We start from the raw sequence: 16,377 nt of genomic DNA, 5'->3' as shown, positions 1-16,377 counted from the left end.
GTGTTAGAATAAAAATCATACAGTTGATTAGCTGTGGAAGAAGATAAGGCTTAATGAAGATGGATAACGACTTTTTGTGTAAGTTAAAAAGGAGAGGTAACACTCTCCTTTTTGGCGATATTATTTAAATCGACTTTCAACCGCTTGAGCTAATAATTCCAGTAATTGTTCGGTATCTTCCCAACTGAGACAAGGATCAGTGATCGATTGTCCATAGGTCAGCACCTTATCTGCTGTGACTTTCTGTGATCCCTCTTGTAAAAAGCTTTCTGCCATAACACCGACAATAGCTTGTGAACCATCCGTAATTTGTTGAGCGACATTGCGTGCAACTTCAAGTTGGCGACGATGAATTTTTTCACAATTACCATGGCTAAAATCGATGACCAAGTGTTCAGGTAAATCAAGTTGTTTCAGTGCATCAACAGCATCTGCTACATCACTGGCATGATAATTAGGCTTTTTACCGCCACGCATAATAATATGACCGTAGGGATTTCCGCTGGTTTGGTAAATTGTCATACGTCCCGTTTTATCAGGTGATAAAAAGGTGTGACTGGCACGAGCGGCACGAATGGCATCTATCGCAATGCGTATATTACCGTCAGTGCCATTTTTAAATCCCACAGGGCAAGAGAGGGCGGAGGCCATTTCACGGTGAACTTGACTCTCTGTTGTTCTTGCCCCGATTGCTCCCCAGCTGATTAAATCTGCAATATATTGTCCCGTGACCATATCAAGAAATTCAGTGGCTGAGGGAAGTCCTAATGCGTTGATCTCAATTAGCAGTTTCCTTGCAATACGAATGCCTTCATTAACATTACAAGAGTTATCAAGGAAAGGATCAGAAATAAGGCCTTTCCAACCAATAACGGTACGCGGTTTTTCAAAATAGGTTCTCATCACGATTTCTAGACGGTCATGAAAACGCGCTTTTTGTTGATTTAGTTTTGTTGCGTACTCTTTAGCTGCCTTGGGATCATGTATAGAGCAAGGGCCAATAATAACTAATAGTCGTTTATCTTCACCAGTGAGAATAGCTTCAATGCGTTGACGGGCAGAAGTGATATTACTGATAATCTCTTGTGAGATGGGTAACTCATTAGCTAACGTTTCCGGCGTTACTAGGCTGGCTAAAGCCTTTGTCCGTAATTCGTCTGTTTTTAACATAATTTATCTCAATAAAAATACAGGGTAAGTCTACCCAGTGATTAAGATCACAATAAACGAAATTCAGCTAATTTCAACACTGTTATTGGTGAAAAATAAATAAAAAATGACTTACTGTCTCTAGAACATTCTTCTGGCTAATCCCATAGAATCAATTACCTTAGTGGAAATTTCTTCAACAGAGTAGTTTGTCGTATTTAGGTAAGAAATGTTATTTTTCCTAAATAGCGCTTCAACTTCCGCTAATTCAATACGACATTGACGAATAGATGCATAACGACTGTTTTCACGACGTTCGCTACGGATAGCAGCAAGGCGTTCTGGAGCAATGGTTAAGCCAAACAATTTATGTTGATACTCTTTTAATTCAGGAGGCAATTTTAAAAAATCCATATCATCAGCAGTAAAAGGGTAATTAGCCGCTTGAATGCCAAATTGCATCGCTAAATATAAACTGGTAGGGGTTTTACCGCAGCGTGAGACACCGATTAAGATCACTTGCGCCTGGTCGAGATTGCGTAAAGAGATCCCATCATCATGAGATAAAGTGTATTCAATAGCAGCAATTCGAGCATCATATTTGCTGAGATTTTTTTCCGTTAAACCGTGCGTTTTATTTAATTGAGGTAGCGCTTGAACGCCAATTTCTTTTTCTAAGGGGAGAACTAATGACTGCACAATATCCTGACAGAATCCTTCACTACTATTTATTATTCGTTTTACATCAGGACTAATAATAGAGTAGAAAACCAGAGGCTTGGCGCCACTTTTTTTATAAATTTCATTAATCTTATTTTTTATTTCTTCTGCTCTTTCTACAGAAGATACAAAAGGTAAGGTATAGCTTTTCATTTTTAATGGAAATTGTGAGAGTACCGCATGGCCTAAGACTTCTGCAGTAATAGCGGTGCCGTCAGAGATAAAAAAAACAGTTCTATCAACAAGTTCATTATTATCACAGTTAATTGAATTCAAACTTAATATCATTCCTCTCACCTTTTTTTTAGCTGAATTAGCAATTCAGACAATATTATCTATAGTATTTTTAGTGATTATAAAGGATAAAAAAATAAAGTTTTCTGGTTGATCGATTCACCTTTCTATATTCTCCATAACATTGTGATACGCTTATTTATGTTGTCGTTTTGACAGCGGGTTTTTCTTTTTTTTCTCTCTCTCATTTGTTTAAAAAAGGATTGTTCTCAATGTCCAGCAATAGCCTCACCCCGTGCAATGTACTTTGGTATAACCAATTGGGTATGAATGACGTTGATCGTGTTGGTGGGAAAAATGCTTCCCTCGGTGAAATGATCACTAATCTTGCGGAACTGGGTGTGTCTGTTCCTAATGGATTTGCCACCACAGCGCAAGCGTTTAATGATTTTCTGGAACAAAGTGGTATTAATCAGCGTATTTATGAGCTACTTGATAGTATTGATGTTGATGATGTTAATCAATTAGCACAAGCGGGTAACCAAATTCGCCAATGGGTGATTGATACACCTTTTACCCCTCAGTTTGAGAAAGATATTCGTGATGCTTATCAGACCTTAAGTGAAGGTGAATCTGAAGCCTCATTTGCAGTACGATCATCAGCAACCGCTGAAGATATGCCTGATGCTTCTTTTGCCGGCCAACAAGAGACATTTTTAAACGTTCAAGGTATCGATGCAATTTTAGTTGCGATTAAACATGTGTTTGCTTCACTGTTTAATGATCGCGCAATCTCTTATCGTGTTCACCAAGGCTACGATCACCGCGGTGTTGCTTTATCTGCCGGTGTCCAACGTATGGTTCGCTCTGATTTAGCCTCATCAGGGGTGATGTTTACTATTGATACTGAATCAGGCTTTGATCAAGTAGTCTTTATTACCTCTGCTTATGGTTTAGGGGAAATGGTGGTTCAGGGGGCGGTTAACCCAGATGAATTCTATGTTCATAAACCAACTTTGGCGAAAGGTTTACCGGCAATTGTGCGCCGTAACCTAGGGTCTAAAAAGATCCAAATGGTTTATGCCGATAGCATTGAGCATGGTAAACAAGTCCGTATTGAAGATACGCCAGAAGCATTGCGCAATCGTTTCTCTTTAACTGATGATGAAGTGCAAGAGCTAGCAAAACAAGCGGTATTGATTGAACAACATTATGGACGTCCAATGGATATCGAGTGGGCTAAAGATGGTCATAATGGTCGTCTATATATTGTTCAAGCGCGTCCAGAAACAGTTCGTTCTAACCAACAAGTCATGGAACGCTATCAGTTAAATGAAACAGGCACTGTGATTGTAGAAGGTCGTGCCATTGGTCATCGTATTGGTAGTGGTACGGTTAAGGTTATCCATAACTTAAGTGAGATGGATAGAATAGAGGCGGGTGATGTGTTGGTCACCGATATGACAGATCCTGATTGGGAGCCTATCATGAAAAAAGCCTCTGCGATTGTGACTAATCGTGGTGGAAGAACATGTCATGCGGCAATTATTGCTCGTGAATTAGGTATTCCAGCAGTGGTAGGTTGTGGCGATGCGACGGAGTGTATTAGTGAAGGGCAAGTGGTCACCGTCTCTTGTGCTGAAGGGGATACCGGATTTGTTTATGATGGGAAACTCGATTTTTCTATTCAAAGCTCCGCAATCGATAACATGCCAGAACTTGGCTTAAAAATCATGATGAACGTCGGTAATCCTGATCGCGCCTTTGACTTTGCTGGGTTACCAAATGATGGGGTAGGCCTTGCGCGTTTAGAGTTTATTATCAACCGTATGATTGGTGTGCATCCTCGCGCTTTACTCGAATACGAAGATCAAACAGATGCACTAAAAGCTGAAATTGATGAAATGATGGCGGGTTATGCATCACCTGTTGAATATTATATTGGTAAATTAACCGAAGGTATCGCAACACTCGCTGCAGCATTCTGGCCAAAACGTGTCATTGTTCGCTTGTCTGATTTTAAATCAAATGAGTATGCAAACTTAGTCGGTGGCGATCGCTATGAGCCTGATGAAGAAAACCCTATGTTAGGTTTCCGTGGTGCGGGTCGTTACGTATCGGATGATTTCCGTCGTTGTTTTGCACTCGAGTGTGAAGCAGTGAAACGTGTGCGTAATGAGATGGGATTAACTAACGTGGAAGTGATGATCCCATTTGTACGTACGGTGCGCCAAGCAGAAGAAGTGATAGATGAGTTAGCACGTAATGGTTTAAAACGTGGTGAGAATGGCTTAAAAGTGATTATGATGTGTGAAATTCCATCCAATGCTTTATTAGCCGATCAATTCTTGGCTCATTTTGATGGTTTCTCTATCGGCTCTAATGATATGACTCAGTTAACATTGGGCTTAGATCGTGATTCTGGTGTCGTCTCATCACTGTTTGATGAACGTAATGATGCGGTAAAAGCGCTATTATCTATGGCAATTCAATCAGCGAAACGTCAAGGTAAATATGTCGGGATCTGCGGACAGGGCCCTTCTGACCATGAAGATTTTGCACAATGGTTAATGGAAGAGGGTATTGATAGCTTATCTTTAAACCCAGATACCGTTATTAAAACCTGGGTGAAATTAGCACAACAATAATTATATTATTATTGAATAATTAAAAGCTCACAAAATAATGTGAGCTTTTTTTATACTATTTATAAATAATAGATAAAAAAAAAGCCTATCATGGGCTGACAGGCAAAGACTACACACAGCAATATTTTATATACTTTGGTCTCGCCTTTTAATCTATTAATAAAATAGGCAAAACCATTAATTAAATGAAACATTCGTTTCGATGAGATTTATATTAAGAGAAATGAGTTAATTATTCTCTAAGAATTATCTCAATCAAAAAAATATTAGGATATTAAGAAGTGAATATAACTCGCTGGTAGCAAACAGGTTTAAAAAAATAAGAATTGTTTCAAATTGTAAATTTCAAGATATAAAAATAATAAAATACTCATAAATTGATAATCTTTATTAAAGTTTTAAGTAATACTTATAAAGCATGTAAGTGTTGATACTTACATGCTTTTATATTATTTACTCTTTTTCTATAAAGTTTTTATTCATAAATTCTACAGTTTCTGTTAAATCTGGATCGGGTTTAGGAACTTCATTGATCCACGCATTCAATAAACTGTGTGCTACGGCTAATACAACAGGGCCAATAAACAGACCAATCATACCGAGTGTTAAAATACCACCGATAACACCGGTCAAAATCAGTACCATAGGTAGGTCAGCTCCCATTTTGATGAGGAATGGACGTAGTACACCATCCATCGTCGCCACAATCCCACCCCAAATGATCATGACGATACCCCATGTAGTATCACCGGTCCAAAATAGCCATAGAATAGAAGGAACCAGAACGAACAAAGGTCCTAATTGCGCAAGGCAGCAAATAAACATCAATACCGTTAACACTGTGGCATAAGGCACACCCGAAATACCTAAACCAATACCACCAATAACGGCTTGGATCAGCGCAGTTAACACCACACCCAGCGCCACTGCGCGAATTGACATGGAGGCTAATAAAATGGCTGCATCACCCCGTTGTCCGGCAAGACGCACAGCAAAATGGCGTAACCAAGCAACAACATTTTCACCTTGTAAAAAGAGTAATCCTGAAAAAAGTAACATGACAACTAAGTGAAGCGCAAAACGGCCAATATTTAAGGCTTGTGCAAAGAACCAATTTGCTGCTTGTCCAATATAGGGTTGGATCTTCGCCATTAAGGCATTACCACCAGAAACGAGAATAGAGTGCCAAGTTTCATAGAGCGTATTACCAACCATGGGGATCTCTTTCAACCATAGCAGTTGTGGTGGTTGAATATCTGAAGGTGATTTTGCTAGTTCAATCAATGGAGCACTGTTGTCAATAACACTACTAATTAACAAAATAATCGGAATGACGAAAATCAGTAATATTAAAATCATCATGATCATGGTTGATAGCCAGCGATATTTTACTCGTTTTTCTAAAATAATGAGTAAAGGCCAAGTGGCAACCACTATCATGCCAGCCCAAATAAAACCAACGATAAAAGGATTCAGGATCCAAAAACTACCGATAATAAAAAAAGAAATAAAAAGAACGGTGAATAAAATTTTGGGTATATCTGTATGGATCTGCGGTTTTTCCATGATTTTAAATCCCTACACGAATAAAATGCTAAAAGCAGATGAATAAACATGGCAAATATCATGTTGTTTATGTCACTACGCAATTTGCCAGAATTGTATGATAAGGTGAACAGGTATCGGTCTGAAAGTGCAAATTCAATTTATTGCACCTCTTGGCATACATTGAGATAGTTTTAATAAAGCAATGTGGATAAATTAGATTAAAGAGCTATAACAAATGATCCCACGTATATCGCAAGCACCGCAAGTCAGTGAACTCACAACCGAATTTTTAAATACACTCCGACAAAATGGTTTTACAGGTGATATATCGAGCACTTATGCCGATAGACTCACTATGGCAACAGATAACAGTATTTATCAGTTGCTACCACAGGCGGTTATTTTTCCTCGTTCTACAGCGGATGTGACTATTGTAGCACGTTTAGTGGATGAACCTCGTTTTCATTCCCTCTCTTTGACACCAAGAGGTGGCGGAACCGGCACTAATGGTCAAGCGTTAACCGAGGGTATCGTGGTGGATTTATCTCGTTATATGAAACGTATTATTGAGATAAACCCAGAACAGCGATGGGTAAAGGTAGAAGCCGGTGTGATAAAAGATGAACTTAATCTGTTTTTAAAACCCTATGGTTTCTTTTTTGCGCCAGAACTGTCTACCAGTAATCGTGCGACATTAGGGGGAATGATCAATACCGATGCTTCAGGGCAAGGCTCTATGGTATATGGCAAAACCTCCGATCATGTATTAGGCGTCAGAGCCGTTTTACTAGGCGGAGAATTGCTTGAAACTCGCGCGATGGACAGCGCTTTAGCTGAAACTATTGCGAAAGAAGATTCTGCTGTTGGTCGGATATATCAAACGGTATTATCCCGTTGCAAAGCACAACGTCAGCTTATTCTCGAAAAATTTCCTAAATTGAATCGCTTTTTAACGGGCTATGATTTACGCCATGTGTTTAGCGATGATATGAAGCATTTTGATCTTACGCGTATTCTAACCGGCTCAGAAGGGACTTTGGCCTTTATTACCGAGGCAACACTCGATATTACCCCCATTCCAAAGCAGCGCAGTTTAGTGAATGTGAAGTATGACTCATTTGATTCCGCATTGCGTAACGCGCCGTTTTTAGTAAAAGCAAAGGCGCTTTCTGTTGAAACTGTTGACTCCAAAGTATTAAACCTTGCTCGAGAAGATATTGTCTGGCATTCCGTTAATGCATTGATTACGGATGTGCCCGATAAAGATATGCAAGGGCTAAATATTGTTGAGTTTGCCGGTGATGATAAAACACTGATTGCCTCACAAGTGGAGGATTTATGTCAGCGCTTAGATAAGCTGATGAATAATGGCGAAGGGGGCGTTATCGGTTATCAGGTTTGTGATAACCTCGCCGATATTAACCGTATTTATGCCATGCGTAAAAAAGCAGTAGGGCTATTAGGTAATGCTAAAGGGCATGCTAAACCCATTCCTTTTGTTGAAGATACTTGTGTGCCACCAGAGCATTTAGCGGATTATATTACTGAATTTAGGGCATTACTTGATAGTTATCAGCTCAATTACGGTATGTTTGGTCATGTTGATGCTGGCGTATTGCATGTGAGACCTGCTTTAGATATGTGTGATCCGCAACAAGAACAACTCATGAAAACCATTTCTGATGAGATTGTTGCATTAACGGCGAAATATGGTGGCTTACTATGGGGGGAGCATGGAAAAGGCTTTAGAGCGCAATATAGTCCAGAATTCTTTGGCGAAACCCTTTATCACGAATTACGTCAAATAAAAACGGTGTTCGATCCTCGAAATAGACTTAACCCAGGGAAAATATGTCCTCCTCTTGAGGTTGAGGCGCCAATGAAACAGGTCGATGCTATTAAACGTGGCACATTTGATCGCACCATTCCTGTATCGGTTCGCGAAGATTTTCGCGGTGCATTAGAGTGTAATGGTAATGGATTATGTTTTAACTTTGATGTTAAAAGCCCAATGTGTCCTTCTATGAAAATAACTGGACAACGTATTCATTCACCTAAAGGCAGAGCGACATTAGTCAGAGAGTGGTTACGTCTACTTACAGAGCAAGGAGTAAGCCCTCAGCAGTTAGAAACAAGTCTTACAAATAACAAACCTAGCTTACGGGGATTGATTGAAAAAACACGCAATACATGGAAAGCTAAACGTGGAGAATATGATTTCTCTCATGAGGTAAAAATAGCAATGAATGGTTGTTTAGCCTGTAAAGCGTGCTCTACACAATGCCCGATTAAAATTGACGTGCCATCATTTAGAGCCAAATTTACTCAGTTATATCATCAACGCTATCTACGTCCGCTAAAAGATCATATTGTGGCAAATGTCGAACTCACCACACCGTTAATGGCAAAAGTACCAAGTCTGTTTAATTTCTTTATTAAGCAACCATTGGTGCAATCGTTGAGTAAACGTACTATTGGTATGGTAGATCTGCCTCTATTGTCATCTCCGACATTAAAGCAGCAGTTAGCTGGACATAGCGCATTAGCGATGAGCTTGGAAGAGTTAGAGCAGTTATCAGAAAAGCAACGAAGCCATTATGTTATCGTGGTACAAGATCCATTTACCAGTTATTACGATGCTAAAGTGGTTGCTGACTTTATTAAGTTGATTGAAAAAATTGGTTTTAAACCTGTGCTATTGCCTTTTTCACCTAACGGAAAAGCACAGCATATTAAGGGCTTTTTACAGCAATTTAGTAAAACTGCACAAAAAACAGCAACGATGCTTAATCGAGTTGCACAGTTGTCCATTCCAATGGTAGGAGTCGACCCCGCTTTAGTTCTTTGCTACCGCGATGAATATCGGGAGATATTAGGGGATAAACGCGGTAACTTTAAGGTTCAACTGGTTCATGAGTGGCTAAATCAGTTAGTCAGTGAGCCGATTGAGATCTGCGAAAATGCTGAAAAATGGTATCTTTTTAGTCATTGTACTGAGTCAACGGCATTACCGCAAAGTATGCAACAGTGGCAAGCGATATTTCAACGTTATGGTCAACCACTTGAAGTGGTAACTACGGGGTGCTGTGGTATGGCGGGCACTTATGGGCATGAAGTGAATAACTATAAAAATTCATTGGGAATTTATCAACTGTCATGGGGAAATGCATTGAAAACTCTCCCTACAGCACGTTGCTTGAGTACCGGATATTCTTGTCGTAGCCAAGTAAAACGTATTGATAATATTGAGTTAAAACATCCACTACAGGCGCTTTTGGAGATTATGCAATGATATGGAAACGAAAAACAACATTAGGACAACTTAATCATATTAGCCCAAATAATATGGTGGGGCACCTTGGTATAGAACTCACCGCACTGGGTGAGGACTATCTTGAAGGCACCATGCCAGTAGATCAGCGTACTAAACAGCCTTTTGGTTTATTACATGGTGGCGCCTCTGTGGTATTAGCTGAAACCTTAGGGTCAATTGCTGGCTATTTATGCACAGAAGGTGAACAAAAAGTGGTGGGTTTAGAAATCAATGCCAACCATATGCGAGCAGTAAAAGAAGGGGTTGTAAAAGGTGTCTGTAAACCTATTCATTTAGGTCGTACACATCAAGTATGGTCAATAGAAATTTTTGATGACGCTGACCGTAAAGTCTGTATTTCACGTTTAACAACTGCGGTTATTGTTTAATTCGTTAATTAATAATAGACGCCTAAGGTTATTATTTCACTTTAGGCGTTTTTTATTTATTGAAATTAGGTAATGTGAAAAAATTATCTTTATTTAAGTTTAAATTTTAATGATAATTATTATCTTCATTATTATTAATAGTAAGAAAAAATGACATCAACCATTCTAAATTATAAAAGCGTTTTTATTTTAATCGGTAGTTTATTACTTACAGCATGTGATAACGAATCAACTCACAATAAGAGTGAAGAGATAATAAATTATCCTGTACGTACTATGTCGGGGTTTAATATCGCGTATCCAACTTCATTCTCATTAAATAGAGATGATACAGAACACTATTTTCAATTATTACCTGATCATGTCCAAGATGTCACATCACAGATGTTAGTTTATCAAGCCAAACCAGTATGTCAGTTATCAGAAGTTCGTTTAGTTTATTTTAAACTTGACGATATGATGAGTTATGATATTGATACTGGAGCACAGGGTATCGTTGATAATATTTCCACTATTGATGGCATGAAAGAAACTTCAACAACAATAAAGCCTTTCACAGTGTCAGAAATGCCAGCTCGACAAATTTTCTTTGAAGGAAAGTTGTCTAATCAGAAAGTGAGCTATGAAGGGGTATTAATTGCGGATACTAACACAAATCGTGTATGGCAATTACAATTTATTGCTGAAAATAAAAGTAATAATAATCAAGAAGTTATTGATTGTACTAATAGGTATGTGAACTCAATTAGTATCAATCAATAAGTCATAAAAGCACACAATACAATAAGAAGTTATCACAAAAGTGGTGCTATCTTACCTATCAGTATAAGCATAAAAAGAAAATATTTTGCGATTATCAATTGTTGATTTTTTATGCTTTTTCTCTACATTTCAGTGACAAAGGTATAAAATGTATTTGCTTTGCAACTTTTATGCGTATTGTGCGAAATAAAGGAATTTAAAAAAGTTTTATTTTTGTAATGAAAAAAGATAAAAATTGTTACATTTCAATTTATTAAGCGCTATATTTAACAATTAAAAAGCAAAAAAAGAGCAATTTTTAAACGATTTTATAATATCCTTTCAAAAGACAGGGTTGAAGTGATAAGGGTTATCATTACCATTAGAGTCAGGAAAGATATTAATCTCCTTTCGAAATGAGGTCAGTAATGACAAACAATGTTGAAACTTTTTCTCTAAATGATACTGCTTGGCAAGGCATTGTGCTGACTGATAGTGCAGCGAAACATATTTGCCAATTAGTGGAGAAAAACCCTGAAAGTCAGGGACTTTCCTTAAGTATTAAGCCATCAGGTTGTACGGGCTATGGTTATGTTATTGAGCTTGCTGCAGGCCCCTCAGAGGACGATCTTGTCTATGAACATAATGGTGCCAAGTTATTTGTTGCATTAAAAGCCATGCCATTCATTGATGGTTTAGTTGTTGATTATGTCCGTGAAGGACTTAATCAGATGTTTAAATTTAATAATCCTAAAGCTCAGAACGTCTGCGGATGTGGTGAGAGCTTTGGGGTATAACATAGTGAAGTCAGATTATGTCTCAGAGCAATGTTGAAATTGGTGATGAAGTTCAAGGCTGGCTCAGTGATCATCACTATAAAGAAGGGTTCTATACCGATATCTCAACCGATACGTTAGATAAAGGGTTGAATGAAGCGGTTGTGCGAGCTATTTCAGCTAAAAGAAATGAGCCAGAGTGGATGCTAGAGTTTCGTCTTGATGCTTATCGTCATTGGCTAGAGATGGAAGAGCCTCATTGGCTAAAAGCAGATTATCCATCGCTGAATTATCAAGATTATAGTTATTATTCAGCGCCATCTTGCGGTGCTTGTTGTGCCAATGGCAGTTGTGCTAGTGGTAACAATGAAGCAGTCTCAACACAAGAAACCCAAGATTATTTAACTAAAGAAGTTGAAGACGCATTTAATCAGTTAGGCGTGCCAGTAAGAGAAGGGCAGTCAGTGGCTGTAGATGCCATTTTTGACTCAGTATCGGTTTCTACCACTTATCGTGAAGAGCTAGCTAAACATGGTGTTATTTTCTGCTCCTTCGGTGAAGCGATTCAAGAATATCCCGAATTAGTACGCCAATATTTAGGTACAGTTGTTTCTAGCCACGATAACTATTTTGCAGCACTTAATGCGGCGGTCGCTTCTGATGGTACCTTTGTTTATATTCCTAAAGGTGTTCGCTGCCCTATGGAATTATCCACCTATTTTCGTATTAATGCGGCACAAACAGGCCAATTTGAACGTACGATTTTAATTGCGGATGAAGGAAGTTACGTCAGTTACATCGAAGGGTGTTCAGCACCTGTACGTGATAGCTATCAGCTTCATGCTGCCGTTGTTGAAGTTATCATTCATAAAGATGCCGAAGTGAAATATTCCACGGTACAAAACTGGTTCTCTGGCGGTGATAGCGAAGGCGGAATTCTTAACTTCGTCACTAAGCGTGCCCTTTGTGAAGGTGAGAACGCTAAAATGTCGTGGACTCAATCTGAAACAGGTTCAGCGATCACTTGGAAATACCCAAGTGTTATCTTAAAAGGAGATAATTCAACGGCTGAATTTTTCTCAGTGGCACTGACCAATGGTAACCAACAAGCTGACACGGGAACCAAGATGATCCACATCGGTAAAAATACCAAATCAACTATTATTTCTAAGGGTATTTCTGCGGGTAAAAGTCAAAATAGTTATCGAGGTTTGGTGAAAGTGTTACCTGGTGCGCAGAATGCACGTAACTACACACAATGTGACTCAATGTTAATTGGCACAGAGTGTGGTGCTCACACCTTCCCTTATGTTGAAGTCATGAATAACTCAGCACAATTAGAGCATGAAGCGACAACGTCACGTATTGGTGAAGATCAGTTATTTTACTGCCGTCAACGTGGATTAAGTGAAGACGATGCAATCTCAATGATTGTCAATGGATTTTGTAAGGACGTGTTCTCAGAATTACCGCTGGAATTTGCTGTAGAAGCACAAAAATTATTAGCAATCAGCTTAGAACATAGCGTTGGTTAACCATTAACCAAATTCTGGGTATAAAAATACCGAAGGCATATATTATGTTAGATATTAAAAATTTACATGTCAGTGTTGAAGGCAATGAAATTCTTAAAGGATTAGATTTGCAAGTACGTGCCGGCGAAGTGCACGCTATCATGGGGCCAAACGGTTCTGGTAAAAGTACATTATCCGCAACCTTAGCAGGTCGCGAAGAGTATGAAGTTGATGAAGGTAGTGTGACTTTTAAAAACAAAGATCTACTGGAATTAGAGCCTGAAGAGCGAGCGGGTGAAGGTATCTTTATGGCGTTTCAATATCCGGTAGAGATCCCCGGTGTCAGTAACCAGTTTTTCTTACAATCCTCAGTCAATGCGGTAAGAGAATATCGAGGCCAAGAGCCGTTAGATCGCTTTGATTTTGAAGATTTTATTGAAGATAAAATCAAACTATTGGATATGCCTCAAGATTTGTTAACTCGTTCTGTTAACGTAGGTTTTTCCGGTGGTGAGAAAAAACGTAACGATATTTTGCAAATGGCCGCCCTTGAACCTGAACTGTGCATCTTAGATGAAACCGACTCAGGACTTGATATCGATGCGCTAAAAATTGTCGCTAATGGTGTCAATAGCTTACGTGATGGTAAACGCGCCTTTATCGTGGTGACTCACTATCAACGTATCCTTGATTATATTAAACCTGATTATGTGCATGTGCTTTACCAAGGAAAAATCATTAAATCAGGTGATTTTTCATTAGCACAAAAATTGGAGGAACAAGGTTATGGCTGGCTTATTGACCCTCAATGAGAAACGTGAAAAACAGCATCAAGTAGAACAGCGTAATCAACAGGCATTAAAACAATTCTCTGCGCTATATCAACAGCGTAAAGGGGAAGATAATTTAAATGCACGTAATCACTGGCTACAAGTGGAAAAAGTGGGTTTTCCAGCTTATCGACACGAAGATTGGCATTATACGCCATTAGATGAGACGCTCAGTCAGCAATATCAAATGTTGCCACCTTTTGAGGTACAAGATTTAATTGAGCAACGGGCACTCTCATTCGATTGCTACCGTATCGTGATGGTTAATGGTGCATTTTCACCGGCTGAAAGTAGTCAAGATTTTGGTCCATACCAAGTGACATTACTGGATAACCAAAGTGAATTACCGCAAGCCATTAATGGTGAAGTGTTCTTGCATTTAGTTGAAAGTTTAGCGCAGCAGCCGCTATTCATTACCTTGAAAAAAGGCGTAGTGGCAGATAAACCGCTTTATATCCTTAATATTACACAAGGTCATGTAGGGCAAGAAGTTAACAGTGCTAACTATCGTTTCCATCTTGATGTTGGCGCTAATGCTCAGATGCAAGTGATTGAACACTATATTAGTAGTGATGGTGAAAACCGTCATTTTACCGGGGCGAGATTAACCGCCACTATTGGTGATAATGCCTCGTTCAACCATATTAAACTTGGTTTTGAAAATGGCATTAGCCAACATTTTGCCCATAACGATTTAAGCATTGGACGAGATGCTCGTGTTAATAGTTATGCATTCTTGTTGGGGAATAAACTGAGTCGTCATCATACTAGCGCTGCACTGACGGGTGAGAACAGTGAGCTATCAATGAATAGTGTGGTATTACCCAAAGCGAACGAAATTGCCGATACTCGTACTTGGCTCGTGCATGGTGAGAAAAATTGCCTAAGCCGTCAATTACATAAAAGTATTGCAATGGATGCAGGGAAAGCCGTATTTAATGGCATGATCACAGTCACCTCTCAAGCGCTGAAAACAGATGGTCAAATGACCAATAACAACTTGTTATTAGGTGATAAAGCACAAATTGATACTAAGCCACAACTTGAGATCTATGCTGATGATGTGAAATGTAGTCATGGTGCAACGGTTGGGCGTATTGATGATGAGCAACTATTTTATCTACGTTCACGAGGTATTGCGTTAAGTGAAGCTCGCAAAATGATCATTCATGCATTTGCTGCCGAATTAACGGAATCATTAGAAAATAGTGTGATCAAAACTCATGTTCTAGAGAGAATAAATCAACGCTTATCAGAGGTATAAAAAGGCATGATGACACATTCCATTGAAAAAGCGCGGGATGACTTTCCTATTCTCTCCCAACAGGTGAAAGAAAAACCTTTAGTCTATCTCGACAGTGCCGCAAGTGCGCAAAAACCCGCTTGTGTCATGGAGCGTGAAAAACAGTTTGCCTTAACACAATATGCCGCGGTTCACCGCGGCATTCACACATTAAGTGCAAACGCCACTACCTTAGTGGAGAATGTTCGTAAGCAAGCAGCACATTTCTTAGGTGCAAAGAGCGAAGAAGAAATCGTTTTTGTAAAAGGAACGACAGAAGGGATCAATTTAGTCGCTTACAGTTATAGCCATCGTTTCCTAAATGATGGTGATAACATTATCATTACTGAAATGGAACACCACGCGAATATAGTGCCGTGGTATATGTTAGCAAAACAGTATGGTTTTCATGTCCGTGTTATTCCTCTGCTCGCTAATGGGCAACTCGATTTAGCGCAATTACCCCAATTAATTGATAACAGAACTAAGTTACTGGCGATCACTCATCAGTCTAATGTACTGGGAACCGTCAATCCTATTGCTGAAATTATTTGCCAAGCTAGAGAGTATTCGGCTCAGCAAGGGGGCGAGTTACATATTTTAGTTGATGGGGCACAAAGTGCGATGCATCAAGCTATCAATGTTAGTGCGTTAGATTGTGATTTTTTTGTATGTAGTGGTCATAAACTTTATGGGCCGACAGGGATTGGCTTGCTATATGGCAAAAAAGCGCTACTTGATGAATTACCTCCATGGGAAGGGGGTGGCGCTATGATAAAACATGTGCATATCAATGGTGATATTACCTACGCGGATGCGCCGTGGCGATTTGAAGCTGGAACGCCTAATATTATCGGTATCATTGGCTTAGGGGCAGCTTTGGAATATCTTGCTCAATTTGGTATGGATAAGATTGCTGCATATGAAAATAGCTTAATGCAATATGCACAACAACAATTAACCAAAGTAAAATCATTAACGCTTTATGGTAATGAAGCACGTCAAGGTGTGATAGCATTTAATTTAGGTAAGCATCACGCTTATGATGTGGGGACTTTTCTTGATAACTATGGCATTGCTATTCGTACAGGTCATCACTGTGCAATGCCAATTATGGACTATTATCAGGTTCCTGCCATGTGTCGCGCTTCGTTGGGATTGTACAATAATAAAGCGGATATTGATGCACTGGTTAATGCGTTGTTACGCATTGAAAAACTATTAGGCTAACAA

At 39.1% G+C, this 16,377-nt stretch carries 12 protein-coding genes; 9 read left to right on the top strand and 3 right to left on the bottom strand.

Features of this window, described 5'->3' with window-relative positions:
- Window positions 1-120 precede the first annotated feature (120 nt).
- On the bottom strand, window positions 121-1,170 hold the full coding sequence (locus AACV01_RS12390) for a 3-deoxy-7-phosphoheptulonate synthase (RefSeq protein WP_161683005.1): 1,050 nt from the start codon (window positions 1,168-1,170) through the stop codon (window positions 121-123).
- A 120-nt stretch (window positions 1,171-1,290) separates the two neighbouring features.
- Window positions 1,291-2,157: a posphoenolpyruvate synthetase regulatory kinase/phosphorylase PpsR gene (gene ppsR, locus AACV01_RS12385; protein WP_161683003.1), complete on the bottom strand. Its 867-nt coding sequence runs from the start codon at window positions 2,155-2,157 to the stop codon at window positions 1,291-1,293.
- Window positions 2,158-2,375: 218 nt separating this feature from the next.
- On the opposite strand from ppsR, the gene ppsA reads away from it, so the two are divergent.
- Window positions 2,376-4,751 (top strand): phosphoenolpyruvate synthase, encoded by a 2,376-nt coding sequence (gene ppsA / locus AACV01_RS12380; RefSeq protein ID WP_004243172.1) that lies wholly within the window; start codon window positions 2,376-2,378, stop codon window positions 4,749-4,751.
- A 453-nt stretch (window positions 4,752-5,204) separates the two neighbouring features.
- Here the strand turns inward: ppsA and ydiK are convergent, their stop codons facing one another.
- On the bottom strand, window positions 5,205-6,317 hold the full coding sequence (gene ydiK / locus AACV01_RS12375) for an AI-2E family transporter YdiK (RefSeq protein ID WP_004243171.1): 1,113 nt from the start codon (window positions 6,315-6,317) through the stop codon (window positions 5,205-5,207).
- Window positions 6,318-6,534: 217 nt separating this feature from the next.
- On the opposite strand from ydiK, the gene ydiJ reads away from it, so the two are divergent.
- The 8 genes from ydiJ to sufS all read left to right on the top strand — a co-directional run bounded on the left by ydiJ (window position 6,535) and on the right by sufS (window position 16,374).
- Window positions 6,535-9,591 carry a D-2-hydroxyglutarate dehydrogenase YdiJ gene (ydiJ, locus tag AACV01_RS12370; RefSeq protein WP_161683001.1) on the top strand — a complete coding sequence of 1,019 codons (3,057 nt, stop codon included), beginning with the start codon at window positions 6,535-6,537 and terminating at the stop codon, window positions 9,589-9,591.
- On the top strand, window positions 9,588-10,001 hold the full coding sequence (locus AACV01_RS12365) for a hotdog fold thioesterase (protein WP_004243169.1): 414 nt from the start codon (window positions 9,588-9,590) through the stop codon (window positions 9,999-10,001). Before ydiJ ends, AACV01_RS12365 begins: the two co-directional genes overlap by 4 nt.
- Window positions 10,002-10,151: 150 nt before the next feature.
- Entirely contained in the window at window positions 10,152-10,763 is a 612-nt protein-coding gene (locus AACV01_RS12360) for a hypothetical protein (RefSeq protein WP_020945721.1), read from the top strand.
- Between the two features lie 407 nt (window positions 10,764-11,170).
- Entirely contained in the window at window positions 11,171-11,539 is a 369-nt protein-coding gene (gene sufA, locus AACV01_RS12355) for a Fe-S cluster assembly scaffold SufA (RefSeq protein ID WP_004248176.1), read from the top strand.
- Window positions 11,540-11,556: 17 nt separating this feature from the next.
- Complete coding sequence (gene sufB, locus AACV01_RS12350) at window positions 11,557-13,053, top strand: Fe-S cluster assembly protein SufB (RefSeq protein ID WP_004243165.1); 1,497 nt, start codon at window positions 11,557-11,559, stop codon at window positions 13,051-13,053.
- A 44-nt stretch (window positions 13,054-13,097) separates the two neighbouring features.
- On the top strand, window positions 13,098-13,844 hold the full coding sequence (gene sufC / locus AACV01_RS12345) for a Fe-S cluster assembly ATPase SufC (protein WP_004243163.1): 747 nt from the start codon (window positions 13,098-13,100) through the stop codon (window positions 13,842-13,844).
- Window positions 13,819-15,126 (top strand): Fe-S cluster assembly protein SufD, encoded by a 1,308-nt coding sequence (sufD, locus tag AACV01_RS12340; RefSeq protein WP_161682999.1) that lies wholly within the window; start codon window positions 13,819-13,821, stop codon window positions 15,124-15,126. The genes sufC and sufD overlap by 26 nt, the downstream gene beginning before the upstream one ends.
- A gap of 6 nt (window positions 15,127-15,132) precedes the next feature.
- Window positions 15,133-16,374: a cysteine desulfurase SufS gene (sufS, locus tag AACV01_RS12335; protein WP_004243160.1), complete on the top strand. Its 1,242-nt coding sequence runs from the start codon at window positions 15,133-15,135 to the stop codon at window positions 16,372-16,374.
- Window positions 16,375-16,377: the final 3 nt, after the last annotated feature.

The sequence above is a fragment of the Proteus sp. G2609 genome (assembly GCF_963896135.1).
GTDB classification, from domain to species: Bacteria; Pseudomonadota; Gammaproteobacteria; order Enterobacterales; family Enterobacteriaceae; genus Proteus; species Proteus mirabilis.
This window is presented reverse-complemented; position numbering and strand designations above follow the sequence as displayed.

What these genes read in the sequence shown, in the direction of transcription:
- AACV01_RS12390 (WP_161683005.1), bottom strand. Translation starts at nt 1,170, where the DNA reads ATGTTAAAAACAGACGAATTACGGACAAAGGCTTTAGCCAGCCTAGTA.
- ppsR (WP_161683003.1), bottom strand. Translation starts at nt 2,157, where the DNA reads ATGATATTAAGTTTGAATTCAATTAACTGTGATAATAATGAACTTGTT.
- ppsA (WP_004243172.1), top strand. Translation starts at nt 2,376, where the DNA reads ATGTCCAGCAATAGCCTCACCCCGTGCAATGTACTTTGGTATAACCAA.
- ydiK (WP_004243171.1), bottom strand. Translation starts at nt 6,317, where the DNA reads ATGGAAAAACCGCAGATCCATACAGATATACCCAAAATTTTATTCACC.
- ydiJ (WP_161683001.1), top strand. Translation starts at nt 6,535, where the DNA reads ATGATCCCACGTATATCGCAAGCACCGCAAGTCAGTGAACTCACAACC.
- AACV01_RS12365 (WP_004243169.1), top strand. Translation starts at nt 9,588, where the DNA reads ATGATATGGAAACGAAAAACAACATTAGGACAACTTAATCATATTAGC.
- AACV01_RS12360 (WP_020945721.1), top strand. Translation starts at nt 10,152, where the DNA reads ATGACATCAACCATTCTAAATTATAAAAGCGTTTTTATTTTAATCGGT.
- sufA (WP_004248176.1), top strand. Translation starts at nt 11,171, where the DNA reads ATGACAAACAATGTTGAAACTTTTTCTCTAAATGATACTGCTTGGCAA.
- sufB (WP_004243165.1), top strand. Translation starts at nt 11,557, where the DNA reads ATGTCTCAGAGCAATGTTGAAATTGGTGATGAAGTTCAAGGCTGGCTC.
- sufC (WP_004243163.1), top strand. Translation starts at nt 13,098, where the DNA reads ATGTTAGATATTAAAAATTTACATGTCAGTGTTGAAGGCAATGAAATT.
- sufD (WP_161682999.1), top strand. Translation starts at nt 13,819, where the DNA reads ATGGCTGGCTTATTGACCCTCAATGAGAAACGTGAAAAACAGCATCAA.
- sufS (WP_004243160.1), top strand. Translation starts at nt 15,133, where the DNA reads ATGATGACACATTCCATTGAAAAAGCGCGGGATGACTTTCCTATTCTC.